General features: G+C 59.8%; 21 protein-coding genes and 2 pseudogenes. 14 read left to right on the top strand and 9 right to left on the bottom strand.

The features are described from left to right. Positions 1 to 5: 5 nt before the first annotated feature. The 5 genes from N554_RS0115870 to N554_RS39990 all read right to left on the bottom strand — a co-directional run bounded on the left by N554_RS0115870 (position 6) and on the right by N554_RS39990 (position 5,839). Positions 6 to 605 carry a dihydrofolate reductase family protein gene (locus N554_RS0115870; RefSeq protein WP_029584363.1) on the bottom strand — a complete coding sequence of 200 codons (600 nt, stop codon included), beginning with the start codon at positions 603 to 605 and terminating at the stop codon, positions 6 to 8. A gap of 36 nt (positions 606 to 641) precedes the next feature. After that, the gene (locus N554_RS35925) at positions 642 to 1,397 is read right to left on the bottom strand and encodes an SRPBCC domain-containing protein (protein WP_197033597.1); all 756 of its coding nucleotides are present in this window, start codon (positions 1,395 to 1,397) and stop codon (positions 642 to 644) included. Positions 1,398 to 1,597: 200 nt separating this feature from the next. Continuing rightward, entirely contained in the window at positions 1,598 to 2,974 is a 1,377-nt protein-coding gene (locus tag N554_RS0115860) for a SagB/ThcOx family dehydrogenase (protein ID WP_036053346.1), read from the bottom strand. A gap of 94 nt (positions 2,975 to 3,068) precedes the next feature. Then, positions 3,069 to 5,315: a TOMM precursor leader peptide-binding protein gene (locus tag N554_RS0115855; protein WP_029584361.1), complete on the bottom strand. Its 2,247-nt coding sequence runs from the start codon at positions 5,313 to 5,315 to the stop codon at positions 3,069 to 3,071. A gap of 317 nt (positions 5,316 to 5,632) precedes the next feature. Then, complete coding sequence (locus tag N554_RS39990; protein WP_029584360.1) at positions 5,633 to 5,839, bottom strand: hypothetical protein; 207 nt, start codon at positions 5,837 to 5,839, stop codon at positions 5,633 to 5,635. Between the two features lie 495 nt (positions 5,840 to 6,334). On the opposite strand from N554_RS39990, the gene N554_RS0115840 reads away from it, so the two are divergent. From N554_RS0115840 to N554_RS35915, 3 genes are all read left to right on the top strand, one after another. Next, on the top strand, positions 6,335 to 7,204 hold the full coding sequence (locus N554_RS0115840) for a VOC family protein (RefSeq protein WP_245283623.1): 870 nt from the start codon (positions 6,335 to 6,337) through the stop codon (positions 7,202 to 7,204). Positions 7,205 to 7,791: 587 nt separating this feature from the next. Then, a complete protein-coding gene (locus N554_RS38355; RefSeq protein ID WP_029584358.1) occupies positions 7,792 to 7,983 on the top strand; it encodes a hypothetical protein in 192 nt (63 codons plus the stop codon). After that, positions 7,964 to 8,551 carry a Fic family protein gene (locus tag N554_RS35915; RefSeq protein ID WP_081851282.1) on the top strand — a complete coding sequence of 196 codons (588 nt, stop codon included), beginning with the start codon at positions 7,964 to 7,966 and terminating at the stop codon, positions 8,549 to 8,551. Before N554_RS38355 ends, N554_RS35915 begins: the two co-directional genes overlap by 20 nt. 1 nt (position 8,552) lies before the next feature. Here N554_RS35915 and N554_RS0115825 read toward each other — a convergent pair whose 3' ends face one another. Continuing rightward, positions 8,553 to 8,822: a DUF3551 domain-containing protein gene (locus tag N554_RS0115825; RefSeq protein ID WP_029584357.1), complete on the bottom strand. Its 270-nt coding sequence runs from the start codon at positions 8,820 to 8,822 to the stop codon at positions 8,553 to 8,555. A 70-nt stretch (positions 8,823 to 8,892) separates the two neighbouring features. On the opposite strand from N554_RS0115825, the gene N554_RS0115820 reads away from it, so the two are divergent. The 10 genes and pseudogenes from N554_RS0115820 to N554_RS37370 all read left to right on the top strand — a co-directional run bounded on the left by N554_RS0115820 (position 8,893) and on the right by N554_RS37370 (position 15,147). Then, entirely contained in the window at positions 8,893 to 9,165 is a 273-nt protein-coding gene (locus N554_RS0115820; protein WP_029584356.1) for a hypothetical protein, read from the top strand. 525 nt (positions 9,166 to 9,690) lie between these two features. Continuing rightward, on the top strand, positions 9,691 to 10,935 hold the full coding sequence (locus N554_RS0115815) for a tyrosine-type recombinase/integrase (protein ID WP_156041947.1): 1,245 nt from the start codon (positions 9,691 to 9,693) through the stop codon (positions 10,933 to 10,935). Positions 10,936 to 11,060: 125 nt separating this feature from the next. Then, complete coding sequence (locus N554_RS0115810) at positions 11,061 to 11,315, top strand: helix-turn-helix domain-containing protein (protein ID WP_029584354.1); 255 nt, start codon at positions 11,061 to 11,063, stop codon at positions 11,313 to 11,315. A 1-nt stretch (position 11,316) separates the two neighbouring features. Then, positions 11,317 to 11,583, top strand: coding sequence for a hypothetical protein (locus tag N554_RS0115805; protein ID WP_029584353.1), 267 nt, complete (start codon positions 11,317 to 11,319; stop codon positions 11,581 to 11,583). A gap of 3 nt (positions 11,584 to 11,586) precedes the next feature. Then, positions 11,587 to 11,844, top strand: a pseudogene (locus N554_RS43030) (DnaB-like helicase N-terminal domain-containing protein); the annotation flags it as partial. 126 nt (positions 11,845 to 11,970) lie between these two features. After that, positions 11,971 to 13,002: an AAA family ATPase gene (locus tag N554_RS0115800; protein WP_245283622.1), complete on the top strand. Its 1,032-nt coding sequence runs from the start codon at positions 11,971 to 11,973 to the stop codon at positions 13,000 to 13,002. A gap of 345 nt (positions 13,003 to 13,347) precedes the next feature. After that, positions 13,348 to 13,662: a hypothetical protein gene (locus N554_RS0115790; RefSeq protein WP_156041946.1), complete on the top strand. Its 315-nt coding sequence runs from the start codon at positions 13,348 to 13,350 to the stop codon at positions 13,660 to 13,662. Between the two features lie 505 nt (positions 13,663 to 14,167). Further along, entirely contained in the window at positions 14,168 to 14,302 is a 135-nt protein-coding gene (locus N554_RS42710) for a hypothetical protein (RefSeq protein WP_256378741.1), read from the top strand. Continuing rightward, positions 14,299 to 14,433, top strand: coding sequence for a hypothetical protein (locus N554_RS42705; RefSeq protein WP_256378740.1), 135 nt, complete (start codon positions 14,299 to 14,301; stop codon positions 14,431 to 14,433). Before N554_RS42710 ends, N554_RS42705 begins: the two co-directional genes overlap by 4 nt. A 348-nt stretch (positions 14,434 to 14,781) precedes the next feature. Beyond that, a complete protein-coding gene (locus N554_RS37370; RefSeq protein ID WP_051677516.1) occupies positions 14,782 to 15,147 on the top strand; it encodes a hypothetical protein in 366 nt (121 codons plus the stop codon). Here the strand turns inward: N554_RS37370 and N554_RS42050 are convergent. Further along, positions 15,144 to 15,926 carry an integrase core domain-containing protein gene (locus N554_RS42050; protein WP_245283621.1) on the bottom strand — a complete coding sequence of 261 codons (783 nt, stop codon included), beginning with the start codon at positions 15,924 to 15,926 and terminating at the stop codon, positions 15,144 to 15,146. The genes N554_RS37370 and N554_RS42050 overlap by 4 nt on opposite strands. Before the next feature lie 294 nt (positions 15,927 to 16,220). Between N554_RS42050 and N554_RS38350 the strand changes: the two are divergent. After that, positions 16,221 to 16,448, top strand: a pseudogene (locus N554_RS38350) (IS110 family transposase); the annotation flags it as partial. A 94-nt stretch (positions 16,449 to 16,542) separates the two neighbouring features. On the opposite strand, the gene N554_RS0115760 reads toward N554_RS38350, so the two are convergent. Continuing rightward, on the bottom strand, positions 16,543 to 17,169 hold the full coding sequence (locus tag N554_RS0115760) for a tyrosine-type recombinase/integrase (RefSeq protein WP_029584348.1): 627 nt from the start codon (positions 17,167 to 17,169) through the stop codon (positions 16,543 to 16,545). A 120-nt stretch (positions 17,170 to 17,289) separates the two neighbouring features. Beyond that, on the bottom strand, positions 17,290 to 17,629 hold a 340-nt coding region (locus tag N554_RS0115755), incomplete at its 5' end, for an IS30 family transposase (RefSeq protein ID WP_036053333.1).

The following is a 17,629-nucleotide window of genomic DNA, read 5'->3' as shown; positions in this document are numbered from 1 at the left end:
GGCGATCAGCGTGCGCGGTCGTAGACAAGGGCAATCTCGCCCAGTTCGCCGGTCTCCTGATGCGCAAGCGTCCACTTCGAACTTGGCAGGCCGTCGCCGAACAGCCGTTGCCCACCCCCGGCAATCTCGGGGCAGATCATGAGAAACAGCCGGTCGAGCAGGTCCGCCGAGAGGAGCGCCTTGATGATGCCGGCGCTGCTGTTGATGAGGATGTCACCCTCGCCGGTTGCTTTAAGCTCGGCAACAACATCGGCGGCGGGGGCATTCACCAGACGGGTGCGCTCCCACGGCGCCTCGGTCAAGGTACTCGAGAAGACCACCTTCTCGGCCCCCACTAGCCACTTTGCGTACCCGCGATCACGTGGATCGGCACTCTCGTCGCCGGCGACCGATGGCCAGTACCCCAGAAACCCCTCGGCATTGCGGCGGCCGAGCACCGCCGTTGTCGCCGTCTCCCAGATGCGGCTGAGGTGGTCTCGCGCGACCTCGGTGGTCGCGTACGGGACAATGGCCCCCAGATCACCGGGTCCGTCGGGCCCGTTGTAGCGTCCGTCGAGGGTGAGGCTCATGTTCGCCGTCACCCTGCGGCTGGTCAAGTTGGTCATGATCGTGGTGCCTTACCCTTAGGCTGAATTGCATTGTTAGTGCGCTGGAATGCGCCGACGGCCTCCGCGAGGTTGTCGAGCACTTGCCCCCCAGCCGGTTTCGATCCCGGCGATGTAGGGCACGGCCTCGACGGTCGTTTCGGTGATGCGCAGGCCAAGCCCAAGCCTGGTGCCATCCTCGACCTCCGTGAGGGTCAGATCGTAGTGGCCGGTGAACGAGATCGCCCCGGCCTTGTCCAGGACCGAAAGGTCGAACACGAGGCTCTCAGAGTCCTTCGCGGCGTGAACCCGCCCCTCGGAGCGATACCGCCCCTCGGCGTCGCGGTACTCAAGAACGGCGCGGCCACCGGGGTTCGGCTCAAGAGCGCACTCGGTGACCTGCATCGACGGCGGGGCCCACCAGGAAGCGAGCAAGTCCGCGTCGACCCAATGGCGCCAGATGACGTCACGGGGCACGGCCAGCACGCGTTCGAACGAAAAGGTGCGCCCGTCCGCCCACCGTTCCCGGTCTGCGTCCGCAGAATCCGCTTCGATGGCAGCGCGGTACCGCGCGATGACGTCTCGCTCGCCTTCGTGCGCCTCGGCGGTCTCGATCAGTTCACACAACCGGCGTTGGAGAGCTGTCAGGGGAGCCGTCTCTACCGCGTAGACACGACGTTGCCCGAGCGGGAATACGGTGACGAGGCCGGCGCGGGCGAGGGTCTGGAGGTGCTTTGTGGTCTGCGGTTGACGAGAGCTGGTCAGTTCAGCCAGTTCACCGACAGACCGGGGCCGCTCCGCGAGGAGTTCCAAGATGCGCCACCGTGCGCCGTCTGCGAGGGCTGATACGATCAATTCCATAGACCGAGATATTCTTCAAAAAGAATATTCGTGTCAAATACCCGGACGTGGCTAGGATCGATTGCAACTGGCGAGATTGCGGCCCCTGACCGCTGGCGCGGAAAAGCGGGTACCGGCTTTCGAAAAATATCGTGCTCTAGAAATATCGTGCTCTAGCTTGGGATCACCTGTTTCTTGCCGCGTCCGAGCGCGAATTGACCGACCGGGCCCTCTACATGGAATTCGAGCTCCGTCATTTTTGCAAACAGAGCGATGTTGCTGGTGCCGATGGCGCAGCCACCAAGGCCCATATCGGTCGCCGCCAGGTAGAACGTCTGGATCATGCTGCCGACATCCTTCAGGATCAGCGAATATGCGATTGAGCTGTATTTCCAGGAGATCCGCCCAAAACGCGCGGCGATCGTGATCAGGACCTGCGGCGGACCGGGTGCGTCCATGGCAAACTCGGCTGCCGCCGAAAGCGCCTGGAGTTGCTGTCCGGAGACCCCGATCGCTACCAGCGCGTGGCCGCCCGCGTCGTAGTGGTAAAGTCCGCGTGCAAGCCCCTCGCAGTTCGAGACCGCCAGATACAATTCCAGTTCGTACGCGCTGCCGGCCGACGGATAGGGTCTTGTGCTGTAGCTGATCTCAGGACCGCCTTCGAAATTCGCGCCGCTCTTCCATTCCGACAGGACTCGGGCTGCGGTGTCTAGAAACTGCGCGAGCTCGGCGAGCGTGACCGGATGCTGGTCGTCGAAATCTCGTATTGAATGGCGTTCGCGCAACAGCTTCGCGAAGGGCGAGATCGGGTCCGAGGTGGAGAAGTTGCGCAGGTCGATCTTCTTGCCGGGCCAAGGCGGACGCACCGCGGGCAGCGGTGGAACGACGTCCGCATACGTGAAGGCGCCACCAATTGGATTGGATTGCCGGCCCTCGGTGCTGCGCGTGTGAAACACGAGATCGTGGAAATCCCAGAGAACGAGATTGCCGTCGCCTTCATTCACCCGAAGGCCGTCGCCGTCTTGCGCATTGAGGTTGAGCAGGATCTGGCTATCCAGCAGCAGTTCGAGCAGATCGAGGTTGAAGGAGGCCGCGTGGCGACGAAGCCTGCTGATCTTCTGAGGTCGTGACAGCGCGGCGAGGGTGGCACCGATGGCTGGATCGCTAATCCGAAACAGCGCGCCGGCGCGCGGCGATTCCAGCACCATCTCGTTGCCACGCCGGCGCAGATAGGCAAAGCGCGAAAGCACGACGGTGTCACCTTCGCCGAGCTTTGCGCGCTGCGGCCAGTACTCAGGGACTTGGGGTTCGATGACCACGAGGTCCTGTTCGTCACGCGGAGTGGACAGGCGATATTCGAGTAGCCCGTGCCGCGCCAGCCGATGCGCCAGGGCGTCGACTTCTTTGGCGACGGCGCTCTGGCGGGCAAAGGACGTGAGCGGCAGGCCGGTGGTCAGTTTCCGTGCGCGGTCCATCGCGGCGGCGCTGAATTGTCCAAGGCTGACCGAATAGTCGCCCGCGGACGCCGCGATGTTTCCGTCCGCCTGCATTTGAAGGGAGAAATAACGGTTCAATCGTGCGGCAATGACTGGCGCGATCTTCCTCGTCGGCTTTTTCCGGGGAGCGCGCACCGGGGCTAGCCTTTCAGGTGTGTGGAAGGAACGGAGTGAGTTCGCTTTCCAGCCGCGGGCGATTCAATAATCCAAGCTTTACCGGAACATCGTAAAGTCGGCCCGGGGCGAAGCGGCGATAGAAATGCCGCAAGCCCGGAACCAGCACCCGGACGACGGGGACCTCAACGTCGGGGCGCGTCTGGTCGAGCACGAGGAAATCGTAACCCGCATGGGTGGCGATCTCGACGCAGGCATTCACCTGGTCGCGCGTATTGTCGTGAACCTTAAGATCCGGCGCCGGCGGAACGATCGGATTGTCGCTGGGAATCAGGAACGGATAATCTTCCAGGCGCAGCGGCTTGACACCGTCAAGCGTCGGCTTCTCACCGCTAGCGCCGCCCATCATGCCAATTGACATGAACTGGGTCAGCTCGGTGAGGGAACGCAGCAGGGCTATGCGACGATCGAAATGCGCGCCGGAACCGAACTCGATATTCTCGTGTCCATTCTGCATCCAGTGCACGATCGCCACGTAGGTGGGAATGCCGAGATCGCTGGTGATGTCGAGCACCCAGAGCCTGCGCCCGGTTTCGGCAAATTGGGCTTGCAGATCCCGCACATAGGAATCGTCGAATTGTTTGAGGTCGACCTCGGCACGCTGCAGCCGGTTGTACCACCAGATAGCATAGGCATCGCGTTCGACGAGTTCGAGGAAGCCCTGAACGATGGCTTCCTCGAGGGTGTTGCCGGCCGCACAGCCGTTGGAATCCGTGTGAAAGTGGCCATAGAAGAAGTACAGCAGGCCGGTAGGAAGATATTTGAAACGCTTGTCGCGCAACGACCAGACCGGCGACCACTCGATCTTGGTTGAGGGATCCAGCGGCTCAGGAACCGGATGCGAACCTTCTGGTTGCTGGATATTCCTGTTTTGAAACTGCGTTTCGCTGAAAAGCTGGACGTCATTGGCAAGAAGGGCGTCGCCGGGAGCGAAATCGGTAAAGCGGCGCTCCGTCCTGATCTCGTCATCCTGGAAAATGCCCGAATAGCGTTCGATCGCTTCCATCAGCGCGCTGGCCTCGCCCTGTTCGGCTGTGGAGCCCTTGCCGAAGCTGCCGCCGCTCAGTCCGGATCTGAGCTGGTCGACGCTCCAGGCCGGCGCAGAGAAATTGTGCTGGGCGAAAAAATTGGTGTTCATCGGCAGATCGGCCTCGATCCGCTCGAGCTGCGTGACCACGCCGGTCAACGGGCTTACATGTTTGCGGAAGCGCGCTACGGTGGCTCCAGACGTCACGGTGCGGTATCCGCCGCTGGTCATGATGAGCTTTTTGCCCTCGGCAATCTCGATCGGCGTTGCCGCGCGGCGAGGACTCTGCAGCTTCTTGCTGCCGCAAGTGGGACATTGCGGGCGCCTCGCCACGTAGTGCTTGGCGATGACCGCACCAGTCAGGTCGAAGCTTGCAATGTGATCGCGCAGATCGGTGCGAAAGCCTGAGGCAATCGCTTTCGCGATTTCGATGGCGGCGAAGTGAACCGCCGTCTGTCCAACGGTGTCGTTGACCAGGGGTGATACGGCGACCGCCTGCGCCGGTCCGCGGTCGAGAAATCCCTTGATCTCCCGATTGCGTATCATGCGATCGAACAGACAAGTCCAGCAGGCGCTCTCGCCCGGTTTGAAAACAGGCCCCACCAGCGGAAACACGCCGGACGGCTGCACCAGCAGCCAGGGCGTCTTATCGGCCACGCGCTCCCGGTTCACCTCAGCCAACCGCCGGTCAAGATAGTCGTTCACCAGCGTGATGATGAGCCTAGGCGACCGCTTGGTGATTTGAACGCCGAGTTTGCTCAAGGCCGCGCTCAGTTCCCTGGCGCCTTTGACATCGATCGCTTCCACCTGCACGGCGCAATTGCGGAGATTCTGTTCCGCGACCTCGGGAGGCAGGCCGAGGCTCGCCCAATATCCAGCGACGGCGCCTGCGAATGCGCGCGATGCTCCGGTAACGACGTATCGGCGCTCGAGCAGCCGATTGATCGATTCCTCGATCTTGTCGGCCGGAAAACTCTTCGAAAGCTGGCGAACGATCTCTGGCGCAGCCTTTCCATTTTTTCCGATCGCCGTGGCCACCGCACAATACAGCTCGCCGTGCAGGAAGAACTTGCGATCCTCGGAATAGAGGCAGACCGCATTGGGAGACAGCACGTAGGCCGTGAAGTTCGGCGCGAATCGCAAAATGTCCTTGCGGGTCTGCCTCGCAACGCGGCTCTTGCGATTGGCTTTCATCGGCTCAGCACGCGGAAATTGTTGCCTGTCATTTCAGATCGCCAGCGCACGGCGAACCGTTCGCCCCGCCGGACTTGTGCGCCGGGCTCGCCCACTGAAATTCTTCGATTGAGTTGGAACACACTCGCTTGTCACCGGCAAAGCCGCCCCACGCTGGCAGGCGAACGTTGTAACGAAAACAAGAAACTGGCCGGGTCGATCGCCAGCCCGGCCAATAAAATCATGGCTTGTCGATACACAATCAGAAAGCGCGGCGGCCTAGCACCAGCGGCAGCGGCCCCACGATGCACAGCAACCTGCGCATCCTAAGCCCCATCCTAAACCAATGCCAACTCCACATCCGCCACATCCGCCGCATCCGATACCGATGCCGCATCGACAGCCTCTGCATCCACGGCCTCCGCAGCCGCGACAACCGCCGCATCCGCGGAAGCCACCGCAGCCGCGGGCGCCACCGCATCCGCGGCATCCGCGCTGGGCCAGCTGCACGCCGCTGCCGAAGTTTTCGTCGTCGAAGAGGACATTTTCGTTGTCGAAGAGATGGAAGGTGGCGAGGCTGACGTCGGCAAGTTCCTCTTCACCGAGCGTGATCGCCAGGGCAGGTGCCGAATTCGGCCTCTGTTGAACATCACCCGCCGGCACGACCGATGTCGATGCGCCTCCCGCTAGCGAAAAAGTTAGTCCAGCGGCTCCCAACGCCGGTACGGCGGTTTTGGTTATTCGCTTCTTTTTCGAAGCTTGCTTCACCCGCTGCATGGTCGCATCCTCCAACGTTGCAAAGAAGGATCTCCGTAAGAGTGATCCTACGCCGAGCAAATAAGGCAGGCAAGATTCATGCACACACGAAAATGTAATGACGCTCGTTCAGATAGCATTCATCTTCATGAACGACATCGCCGCATTTTCGTCCGCCGCATTTTCGTCCATGGCAACGACGGTCCGCTTCCGTAGCGCAGATGGCAACGAGTGCGGCTTGATGCAGTGCGTAATCGTCTCCAAGCTTGAACGGAGAAATTTGCTTGGTCAATCAACTCGGACACTTCGCTTGGTATGAACTCCTGACCACGGACCTCGCGGCAGCAGGCGCCTTTTATGGCAAGGTCGTCGGCTGGGGTGTGAAGGATGCGTCGACTCCGGAACTGGCCTACACGGTGCTTACTGCCGGCGACGTTCCGGCAGGCGGGCTTATGGATCTCCCGGAAGAGGGGCGGCGATTGGGGGCAACGCCGAGATGGGTCGGCTACGTCGCAGTCGATGACATGGATGCGACGGCCACACGGATCAGGCGTCTTGGAGGCACGATCTTGCTGCCGCCGACAGACAGCAATATCGGCCGAATTTCAGTGGTCGCCGATCCGCAAAAGGCGACCTTTGCGCTGGTCACTGGACTGACATATGGCCAACGGCAACCCAGCGGGTTGGACGAGCCCGGGCGCGTGGGCTGGCACGAGTTGCTGGCTGAAGACCGAAACAGGATCTTTGATTTTTACGGCGAGCTTTTTGGCTGGCAGAAGGCCTACGCGGAAACCGATCCGGCAGACCTGTATCAATTGTTTTCGGCGGCCGGGCAGACGATCGGCGGCATGCTCACCAAGCTTCCGAGCGTATCTCAGCCGTGTTGGCTCTATTACTTCAATGTCGACGACATCGGCGCGGCCGCCAAGCGCGTCAATGCTGGCGGAGGCCGGATCCTCCAGGGTCCGATCGAATTGCCTGATGGTTGCTGGATCGTGCGATGTGCCGATCCCCAAGGCGCCCTGTTCGCGCTCCAGGGTGCTCGGGGTGAGAAAGGCACCGAGCACCCTGCAGCCTCGGAAGTCGGTTGGTCCGCCAGGTGGGGTGGCATTGCTTCACAGGGCAGGATGGTGCTCCCCAAGCCGAAGCGCTAGCTGGGACTTTTCGCAGGTCATCGACCTGGTCAGTTCGTCATGCGCAAGCCGACCGAGAGCCATTGCCGCTCTCACGGTCTCTCGCGAGGTTGTTCCCGGAAACTCAAATTCGTATTTTTCAACGGTCAATCGGATAGGCCGAAAATATTTCTGTCCATCTTCATAGGCGATGAATCCGACCAGATAGGCCCAAAGTAACGCCGGTCCAACCCACACCCTAAAAAGCCCTCTGCGCATGTTCATATCGCTTGTTCGCCTTCAGCCCTAGCTCGACCAGCCGGCCGATGGCTTCGAGCCTTCCTCGAAGTCGTCTTGCTTACGGCGCCAATCGCGCAATTTGATCAGGCTGACGGCGACGCGGGAGATTGCGACTTAGCCGTGGGTGCATCCGGATGAAGAGCGGTGATGCATTGGAGCTGGGATGAAATGAGGCCGGATTTGGCGGTTGATCCACAAAGTCAATGGAACCATGCCGTAAAATATTTTTGCTAGAGGCGGGCCGCGCCGCCCCAAAACCTGAGTGACGGGCTTATATAGGCGTTAAGGAATCAGAAGGCACCGTAAGGAGCCACAGAGGAGCGTGTGTTATGGGTGAAGAACTCCAGAAGCTTATCGAGATCGCAAAGGGCGTAACGCCCACGCCGGAGCATAGGGAAGAGCAGCGCCGTAGCTTTGCGTATGGCAATACCGCGTACGAGAACGGTCGAATCACCCGCGAAATGGTCAACCAGCAAGCCGAGAAACTGGCGCGCACGGCTCATGACCGAAAAGGAAGCTGAAAGGCGTCACAGCAAGGCGCTTGAGCCGGAACTGATCAAAGACCCCACGCTAAAAGCGGAAGCTGAGGCCGCGAACGGCCTCAGGCAATACGATCTAGCGGTTCAGGCAGTTCAAACAGCAATCGAACGCAAGCCGTTCAAGCTCCGGCTCTCCTTAATACTTTCGTTGCAGCGTGAGGCGCTTCAGGGAATTAGCGCCTACGCGGGCAACTTTCGACCTGGCGATGTCGAAATAAAGCACAGTCGACATGTGCCGCCTGGCGCGCATCTTGTGCCGGAACTCGTAGAAGATTTGTGCGATTATGTGAACTCCCATTGGGAAACTTCATCTCCGGTGCACCTAGCCGCATACGTTATGTGGCGACTGAATTGGATTCACCCTTTCGCGGATGCTTTGGGCGAGCGTGGTGCACCCATTTGCCATCAGGCATATGCCGATCTTGCGCGTAGCGCATCTTTTGTGCCCCCAACTGACGGTAAGGATGCTAGTCGCCCAAGGACGTCCTTGGGAAGTCATGATGACCCGATGCCCGGTCGCAAATCCGATCTAGAAGGCGCGCTGGACTAGCTCAAAAGACGCGGCGATGCCGCCGGTCTCGTCGCCCCGGCGACGCTTTTCCACCCGCGTAATACGGGTTGATGACGCACTGTGCGGCGCGGCCCCATGCCGACATATTGCACTGGGCCAGCGAGGTGTAGGCGCATTCGAAGTAGAAGTCCCTCCAGCTTTGGTAGACTTGCAGGCAGACCGGATACTTCGGATCATACGTCTGGGCGCGAGCCGACGGCGCTGCCGAAAGCGTCGCAATCGTCAAAATCACCAAAGCCAGAATGCGCATCAGAATCTCTCTTGGATTATAAACTTGGTAATTCCACCTCGTGCCGGTAGTTCCTGACAACAACCCGCGCATGCCCGACTCAGAAACCCTTGGCTATGCGTCCACCGTGATCGGCGGCCAGCGCCACGACGACGACTATCAGGTGGTTTGGCGCGTCATGTCGATCGGCCGGATCATGCGGACCAGCGGCTTGTCGTCGGTAAAACGCGATGGTCGTGGAATTGTTACCTCTACGGCAGGCCGTCGATCGGCGACGACAGCGGGAGGGCGACAGCCTCGACGACTCCAAGACAAAGTTCAGGGGCGGCTTGGGGCGCGCATCCGCGCCGGGCTCACCGATTAGGACATCGGGCGGGCTCGCCGCTACGCCGAAGCGCCAGCGCCGAGGCGCTCGCCCGAGATGGTGGGAAGGGGCGGCGGTTGCCCCTCCGTCACGTTTCGCGAAGTCGCGACACGGCCCGGAACTCCCGGTGCGATCTAATTGCAATCTAGTTCCTATTTCTAGCGCTGCTCTCCGGCATCAGCACTTCCCGTTATCCAAGAAGCAATTGCAGGAGAGAGTGAGCGAACCGGAGACATAGGTAACAGGTCGTCACCCATGTCTTAGGTACGACCTGTTACCTATGTCTCCGGGCCGGACGGGGATTCATGGTGAGCGCGGAGGGACTCGAACCCTCGACCCCATGATTAAAAGTCACCTTTTCGATACGATCTGGGACTTTCTGGGACACCATGTCCCGCATGAAATGCCTATGTTACTTGGCAAATCAATCCCTCCGTGTTCTAGTGCGTCCCGAGGCGTCTAGCAAATTCGGGTCCCTCAAGGGTCCCCAACGCTGGCGGCGCCGTGGTTCGGGGTCCCCAGAAGATGCGCAAGCTCCTGACGGATAGCTTCTGTAAGGCACAGAAACCACCCGCTGAAGGGCGATTGGAATTCACCGATCTGCGGTGCGCCGGTCTCACCTATCGCATCACCGCCAACGGCGCGCGGTCCTGGGCATTTAGATTCAAGTCCCCCGCGACCGGCGCAGCGCTCCGAGCAACCATCGGGGCGTTTCCGGACATCGGCCTCAGCGCCGCTCGTGCCGCAGCCGATCGGCTGCGGGCCGAGGTCGCTGAAGGTACCAATCCCATCGAGCGCAAACGGGTCAAACGCGCAAGCGCTACGGAGCGGTCCTTTGCCGCTGTCGCCGAGCGCTTCATGGCGGAGCACAGCCGGCGGCACAAACGGTCATCAGACGGTGACGACCGCAATCTAAATCTCCACATCCTGCCGCGTTGGAGATCCAGGCAGATCGAGGACATCCGGCGCGCCGACGTCATTGCATTGGCCGAGGAGCTTATTCGGGAGGGTAAGCCGGTCCTGGCCAACCGGGTGCAGGCGCTAATCTCGTCCATATTTAGCTTCGCCCTGGACAACGAAATCGTCGCTGCCAACCCGTGCGCCCGGCTAAAGAAACGGGGCGAGGAGGGAGTCGGAACCAGAGTTCTGACCGACCAGGAGATCAGGCTGTTTTGGAAGCGATCAGTCCTGTCACCTGTCAGCCGCGGTACCGGATTGGCGCTCCGGCTGCAGTTGGTAACCGGCGCAAGACCCAGCGAAGCGGCCGAGCCGGCCCTCGCTGAATTTAGCAGCCTTGAAGATCCGGAAAAGGCGGCCTGGTTAATCCCGGGTGCCCGGACGAAGAACAAGCTCGACCATCTAATTCCGTTATCTGGCTTGGCGCTGCAGACCGTTCAATCAGGTTTAGAAATGGTCGACGAGGACGCCAAGTTTCTCTTTCCGTCGCCCGTGAACAAGGACTCAGCGATCGATGGCCACGCGCTCGCCGTGGCCATGCGACGCGTCGCGGAAAGCGACAAGCTGACAGGGGCGGGGAGCAATACTTGGAAAGCAGAGCCGCCGACGCCGCACGACCTCCGGCGGACGTTCTCGACGCGGTTGTCCTCCCTCGGAGTCCCCAAGGAAGACCGGGATGCCTGTATGAACCATATCCCGACTGACGTCGGCTCGAAGCACTACGATCTCTATGAGCGTGCGAAGGAAAAGCGTGCAACCGTAGAGCTTTGGGCAGCAGAACTAAACCGAATTCTAGGCCGCCCTTCGAGCTAGTTGCGAAATGCGTTCGCAACACCGACCGTTGATAGCGTCTTTTTTGGTGGGTTGACCACCTAGGCAAATCAGGAAACCGAACTGATAAGCGAATCATCCCCTGCAACAGAGCAGGACACAATGGGATGATCATCGTGAGCAAACTGGACAAGTATCCACAGCAAACCGGGCCGGCCGGGCTGGGCGCAAATATCTCCTATGACCCCGTCCAAGCCGCCGTTGTGACGGGCCGTAGCCGGAGCCGGATATTCAAGGCCATTAAGGACAAGGAACTCACGGCACGGAAGGACGGTCGGGCGACCCTCATCGAAGCAGACGAGCTGCGGCGATGGGTGCAATCGATGCCGACCATCGGTCGCGCGCAAACCGAGGTCGCCTGAAATGACCGCGGCGCTCAAGGTTGCGGCGGCAAATCTTCCTATCGTCGCTGCGCAGTGGCGGCGGAGCGAACTGGAAACCATCCGCGTCACGCTCGACCACGATTGCATCGACGCCAGGTGTTTCTTCGCGGGCGATGAGGAGGAACCGCTCCGACCTGGGCGGGTCGGGATCACCTTGTTGCTTCAGCACCTCCGAGCCCTTTGCGACGGTATCAATGCTGCCCGCAGAGAAGCATTAGCACGCGGACTGATCGACTACGGAAGGTGATCGGTGAACGAGCATGCACCGCCGCGCGCTCTGACCAACGTCCGCGCTGAAGAGGCGATCATCGGGAAGATCATCGGTGACGCTGGCGCGTATTGGTCGATAGCTGGCCAGATTACGGCGGATCATTTCACGCGGCCGCATCACCGCGACATTTTCTCGGCCGTTGCGCGCGCCTGCGAGGCGGGTGCCGGGCCCAGTATCTCGCTTCTGGAATCCCGACTCCCCGAAGAGTGGGAGGGCGTTGGTTCGGTTGAGGCGGTGCTTCAGATCCTCATCGAAAAGGCGGGGGACGTCAGCAGTCCAACAGATTTTATCGATGAAATCGTATCGGCATGGGATCAGAGGCAGGCGGTCGGACAGCCCGCAAGAAACAGCCGTATCCGCCTAGTGCCGTTCGACAAGATCAAACTGGGCCGTCGCCGGCGCGATCTCGTCAAGGGAATTTTCCCGCGGGAGGGATTGTCGATAATCTGGGGGCCGCCGAAATGCGGCAAGTCGTTCTGGCTCTTTGATTGCATGATGCACGTCTCGATGGGTTGGCCTTATCGCGACCGCAGAGTTCATCAAGGCCCCGTGGTGTATTGCGCCTTTGAAGGACAATCCGGCTTTGAGGCGCGTGTAGAAGCTTTCCGGCTGCATCACTTCAAAGAAACCCCGTTAAAACCTGTCCCATTCTACCTGCAGCCGGTCACAATCGATCTCGTGCGCGACCATGCCGCGCTGATCAAGGTTATCCGGGAGACCCTCGGCAAGACCGCCCCCGTGGCCGTCGCCTTGGACACGCTCAACCGGTCCCTGCGTGGATCGGAGTCCAGCGACGAAGACATGAGCGCGTATGTCGGCGCGGCCGACGCGGTCCGCGATGCTTTTAAATGCGCCGTCCCGATCGTCCATCACTGCGGTATCGATGGCACAAGACCGAGAGGACACACGTCGCTCACCGGTGCCGCCGACGCACAACTCGCGGTCCGGCTCGACAGCAACGACAATATCGTTGTGAAAGTAGAAGCCGCCAAGGACAGTGCGGCCGGCACGACGCTGACGAGCAAGCTACACTTCATCAAGGTTGGCACGGACGAGGACGGCGACGCCATCACCTCCGGAGTCGTGGTTGCTGCCGACCAGGACGACGACGCTGACAATTCGAAAGATCGCCCAAGGCTCTCGCCGAAGACCGTGGCGGCTCTTCGCGCGCTGCACAACTGCATAGCCGAAATAGGGAGCCAGCCGCCCGCCGGAAGTCGAGCCCCGCAAGCGTCAAGAGGCGTCACACTCGACCAGTGGCGCGACGAACTGCTCAAGGCCGCGCTCATCAATCGGAAGGGCAGCCATCGCGAAGAGTTCAAGCGAATACGTGTGACGCTCCAGAACGCTGCAATCATAGGCATCTACGAGGATTTTGTATGGCGCGTCACATAGCGTCACCCTCCCGTCACATCCCCGGTTGTGACGCGCCGGGCATAGCGTCACGTCACAGTCACACCCCCTTAAAGGGTGTGACGTGTGACGGGTTAAGCCGGGCTCCAGCCAACGGAGGGGTAGGGGGCCTCCATCCCAAACCGATGAAAAAGGCGCTTACCGATCCGCATTCACGCAATTTTTTTTCGGCCGGAAATTTTCGCCGGAAATCGCAAGACGACCGAAAAACCCCGCCGCGCGAATAAGTGAACGAAATTCGCATCATTTCGAGATTTACCCATGACAATCCGAGACGGGATCGACCGAAAAACCCCAGCAATTCCGCCGCCGCGGTGGATGACGAGGGTGGAAAAACGCGAATTTGCTCGCGTCATCGAAGCAAGAAATAGCGTCGATAATCCAGTTTTGGCGACAGAATACGACGCTGTTTGCGACTACGTGTCCTGCCGCAGTCGCGTCGCGTCGCTCCGCGGGCTTGTGAAGGGCGCGATCGCAGAATGCCGGGACAAATTTGCCGGCGGAAGAACCAACGGCTACCCGCCGGATCAGCGCCATGCCGCGATGATGATCCGCCAACTCGACGCGACAACCGCGCTGAGCCGCCGGCTCGGGCGAGAGCTCGGTCTTTCTATGACAGCCGACCAGGGGGAGCACCAATGACACCGGATTCCACAGCGATCGCCCGGCACCGCGCCTTCGGCGCCGAGATCGCGGCCGATCATTTCCGGAAATTCCGAAAGCCCGGTTCAGGACTGACGGTTTGCTCACCGTGATGCGCGAAGCGATGGGGCCTGTTGCCGGCGACTTGGGCGTCGGGAGTAGAGGGCTCGAACCGCTCGCACGCGTTGCCGCGGCAGGCTTCCTGAGACGGTGGCGACGGCTCGCACGCATCGAAACGCAACCTGATAAATCAAAATGAGTTGACAGTATGATTCCAAATCACATGGATTCGTTTGCAGCAAATCAGCTTGGCCCGACGCGGGACGCGAACGCCCAACCTGACAAGCTCCATGACTTCAGCCGCGGGACGCGGGATTGGTCGCAGACTTCGTGATCACCAGCTGCCAATTGGCGCCACCGCGAAGCTGTCGTGACAAAATCCATCGAACACATGACCCCTCGCGAATTCGAAGCGTTTTGTCGCGCTCACGGCGCATCGCGTCACATGGCCAAGGCCATGACCGCCAACTTCGTGCGACCGAATTCGGAAGCGCCTGAAGAGCTTAACCCCTTTGACGGACCTGCAGCGAGCGCGGCAATCGCCGAGATGCTTGCGGCCGTATCGAAAGAGAAACCATGAGCACCGCCGACGAACAGCTAGCCGAGTCAATTCGGCGCATGACCGTTGGCTACACCCAGACGCAGGATCGTCTCGATGACAGCGAAACGGTATTGTCCAGGCAAGCCCTGGGCCACGTGTCCCTGTCGTAAATTCAATCGTGCTGGCGGTTGACTGAGAATCGCGCGATGCTGGTATCCGATGCTAGATTTGTGTCGATTGATCTTTGGGATTGCCAGCGACCTGTTGCGGTCGCAAGTTGCGCTTGAGGCAGAGATTCTGGTGCTAAGGCAGCAAATCAATGTGCTGCGACGCGCCAATTCTAAGGACTTCGATTTGTTTCGATTGACAGGTTGATATTGGGAGGCGTCTGCCGACTGTTTCCCAAGATGTATGGCGCACTTGCAATCGTCCGACCCGAGACCGTAATCGGTTGGCACCGTGCGGGGTTTAGATCGTATTGGCGATGGAAATCGAAGCACCGCTGCGGACGACCGGCCGTGACGGTAGAAATACGCCAGCTTATCCGCCAGATGAGCGTCGCCAATCCGTTGTGGGGAGCACCGAGGATCCATGGCGAGCTTCTCAAGCTCGGCATCGACGTCGGACAAACCACCGTTGCAAAGTATATGGCGAGGGGAAGGCGACCGCCGTCCCAGGGGTGGAAGACGTTTCTTCATAATCACGCCGACGGCATCGCGTCGATGGACCTGTTCGTGGTTCCGACCATCTCATTCCGACTGCTCTACGGGTTGCTGATACTCCATCACGATCGCCGCCAAATCCTGTTGCTGGGAGTGACCGCGCACCCAACGGCTGAATGGATTTCGCGCCAGCTCACCGAGGTGTGTGTACCGAAAACTTAAACACGGGCGTAGTGGTGATGAAATCCGGCCAGGATGGCGCGTGAACTGATCACACCGGTTCGCTGAACCGGGCGAGAAACCGGCGCATCCTTGTTCAAGGATCGATGCGTTCTGACGCTATTGTAATAGTCGGCGTAGGATTTCAGGACCCGACGCAAATGCATCTCGCCCAAGACAATGATGTGGTCCACACACTCACGCCGGATCGATCCGATCAGCCGTTCGGCAAAGCCATTCTGCCAAGGCGAAGCTGGCGCGGTAGGCTTGTCCCGGATGCCCATGGCGCGCAATCGCCGTGTGACGATGGTGCCATAAATGCGATCCCGATCGCGGATGAGGTGTTGTGGGGCCTCATCCCAAGGAAATGCCTCCGTTATTTGACGTGCAACCCATTCTGCCGTCGGGTTTGCTGTGACGTTGATCCAGACGAGGTCTCTGCGGCCGAGCCGGACGATGACGAAGGCATAGAGCAGGTCGAAACCGATAGTTGGAACAACGAACAGGTCCATGGCGGCAATGTCCGGCGCGTGGTTGCGCAAGAAGGTTCGCCATCCCTGGTTGGGTGGCCCCCGCCGTTTGACCATGTACTTGGCGACGCTCGACTGCGCGATCTTAAACCCGAGCTTGAGCAGTTCGCCGTGGATGCGCGGGGCGCCCCAAAGCGGATGTCGACGCTGATCCGCCGGATCAATGCGCGCAGCTCCTCGTCGACTTGCGGTCGCCCTCCCAATGGGCGCGACTTCCAACGCCAGTAGCAGCGAAAGCCGGCCCTGTGCCAACGCACAAGCGTCTCGGGCCGGATGATTGTGAGAACCTGCAGGATTGATGGAAACCAGCAATACAGCTGGATAAGGAACCAGCGATCATGGTTCGTGAACCGGACGCGACCATGCAGCCTACGCCTCAAAACAATCAACTGATGTCGAAGCACCGTGTTCTCAGCCTCAAGCCGCAACTTCGACTTGAATGGCGAGGCCAGGACGGCCAGAGCGAAACAGAACAGCCCAATCATTCCGCAAGCTTAGGTGATTCCATCACGTCATCAACGCGGATAAGGTTTTCGGTACACACACGTGTCTAAAGCAGGCAATCCACGATTGCGAACCACCCTCATCCAACTCGCATGGATATGGCTGCGCCATCAACCGCAATCTGCGCTTGCCCTGTGGTTTAAAGAACGAGCTGTGCGCAATCGCGGCCGTCTCAAGAAGGCTGCCGTCGTAGCGCTCGCGCGAAAATTGCTCGTGGCGCTGCGCAGAAGGAGTCAATTTCTTGATACGAATGTCGGCATCTTGATCTGACGCGACTTTGCGCCGGCAGCAGCCAAAAGCTATTTTGAGGGAACGTCCGCAGTTGGCGTATAAGCTATCGCGGGGGTGATGCTGGCGTCGCTTACTAAAGCTCAATCTGCTCGGCGATTTGAAGAGCATCGTCCACCTCAATCCCAAGATATCGGACGGTGCTCTCCAGCTTCGTATGGCCTAAAAGGAGTTGCACCGCGCGCAGGTTGCCAGTCTTGCGATAGACCTGAGTGGCCTTTGTCCGCCGCATCGAATGCGTACCATAAGACACCGATTCCAAACCAATACTTTCGACCCAGCGATGCACCAGCCTGGCATATTGTCGGGTGGATAGGTGAGGGCGCCCATGAATTCGACTCGGGAAGAGATATCGAGAGCCAGTCGTCCGGAGTATTCGTAACCAAACTTCAAGGGACGTCCTCGTCTGCTCCGTGATTTCGAATTGCACCGGTCGGCTCGTTTTCTTTTGAACGACTGCCGCTCGATCCCGGACCTTTGCATCTGAGCAGACTTCGTCGATGCGAAGTTTGACCAAATCGCAGGCGCGGAGCTTGCTATCGATCGCCAAATTAAAGAGCGCGAGGTCGCGCCACATGCGTGCGATTTCTAGCCAAACGGGAATGGACCAAACGTTCTTGGGTTGGAGGGGCTTTTTCTGCCCGACGAGTAATCCCTTATTCCAAGGTCGTGGATGGTCGTGGCCGACAGGACGAACAAGCATGGCGAATCCTCCGCCAACCCGCCCGCCGCGTCGCTCTACGGCGAGCACGGTATTATAGCGATGGATGCGCCTTGATCTTACCCAACGGACGATCCCGACCGACCGCTTATGGCGGCGAGTTCAACCGATCGCTGCAACACATTCTGCGAACTTCTCAGCCGGCGTCTGATAGAGCAAGGTCTTTCTCGGCCTTTCATTGAGCTGCCTTGCGATGGCACTGAGCTTGGCCTGGCTGTGCAAGGACAGATCGGTGCCGCGCGGAAGATACTGGCGCAGCAATCTGTTGGTGTTTTCGTTTGAGCCGCGCTGCCAGGGAGACCGAGGGTCACAAAAATAGACATCAACCTCGGTGGCCAATGTCAGGCGCTGATGGTCGGCAAGCTCTTTGCCTCTGTCCCAGGTCAGCGACCGGTAAAGCTCGCTGGGCAATCGCTGCGATTGCTTGATCAGCGCCGAGACG

The sequence above is a fragment of the Bradyrhizobium sp. URHD0069 genome (assembly GCF_000701345.1).
Taxonomy (GTDB): Bacteria; Pseudomonadota; Alphaproteobacteria; order Rhizobiales; family Xanthobacteraceae; genus Bradyrhizobium.
This window is presented reverse-complemented; position numbering and strand designations above follow the sequence as displayed.

Bases quoted from the DNA above. Each gene is read 5' to 3' on its own strand.
- N554_RS0115855 (WP_029584361.1), bottom strand. From the start codon at position 5,315: ATGAAAGCCAATCGCAAGAGCCGCGTTGCGAGGCAGACCCGCAAGGAC.
- N554_RS42710 (WP_256378741.1), top strand. From the start codon at position 14,168: ATGGCCAAGGCCATGACCGCCAACTTCGTGCGACCGAATTCGGAAGCG.
- N554_RS38355 (WP_029584358.1), top strand. From the start codon at position 7,792: ATGGGTGAAGAACTCCAGAAGCTTATCGAGATCGCAAAGGGCGTAACG.
- N554_RS42705 (WP_256378740.1), top strand. From the start codon at position 14,299: ATGAGCACCGCCGACGAACAGCTAGCCGAGTCAATTCGGCGCATGACC.
- N554_RS0115805 (WP_029584353.1), top strand. From the start codon at position 11,317: ATGACCGCGGCGCTCAAGGTTGCGGCGGCAAATCTTCCTATCGTCGCT.
- N554_RS0115860 (WP_036053346.1), bottom strand. From the start codon at position 2,974: ATGCAGGCGGACGGAAACATCGCGGCGTCCGCGGGCGACTATTCGGTC.
- N554_RS0115870 (WP_029584363.1), bottom strand. From the start codon at position 605: ATGACCAACTTGACCAGCCGCAGGGTGACGGCGAACATGAGCCTCACC.
- N554_RS0115825 (WP_029584357.1), bottom strand. From the start codon at position 8,822: ATGCGCATTCTGGCTTTGGTGATTTTGACGATTGCGACGCTTTCGGCA.
- N554_RS35915 (WP_081851282.1), top strand. From the start codon at position 7,964: ATGACCGAAAAGGAAGCTGAAAGGCGTCACAGCAAGGCGCTTGAGCCG.
- N554_RS0115820 (WP_029584356.1), top strand. From the start codon at position 8,893: ATGCCCGACTCAGAAACCCTTGGCTATGCGTCCACCGTGATCGGCGGC.
- N554_RS0115810 (WP_029584354.1), top strand. From the start codon at position 11,061: ATGATCATCGTGAGCAAACTGGACAAGTATCCACAGCAAACCGGGCCG.
- N554_RS39990 (WP_029584360.1), bottom strand. From the start codon at position 5,839: ATGTCCTCTTCGACGACGAAAACTTCGGCAGCGGCGTGCAGCTGGCCC.
- N554_RS0115815 (WP_156041947.1), top strand. From the start codon at position 9,691: ATGCGCAAGCTCCTGACGGATAGCTTCTGTAAGGCACAGAAACCACCC.
- N554_RS0115760 (WP_029584348.1), bottom strand. From the start codon at position 17,169: ATGCTTGTTCGTCCTGTCGGCCACGACCATCCACGACCTTGGAATAAG.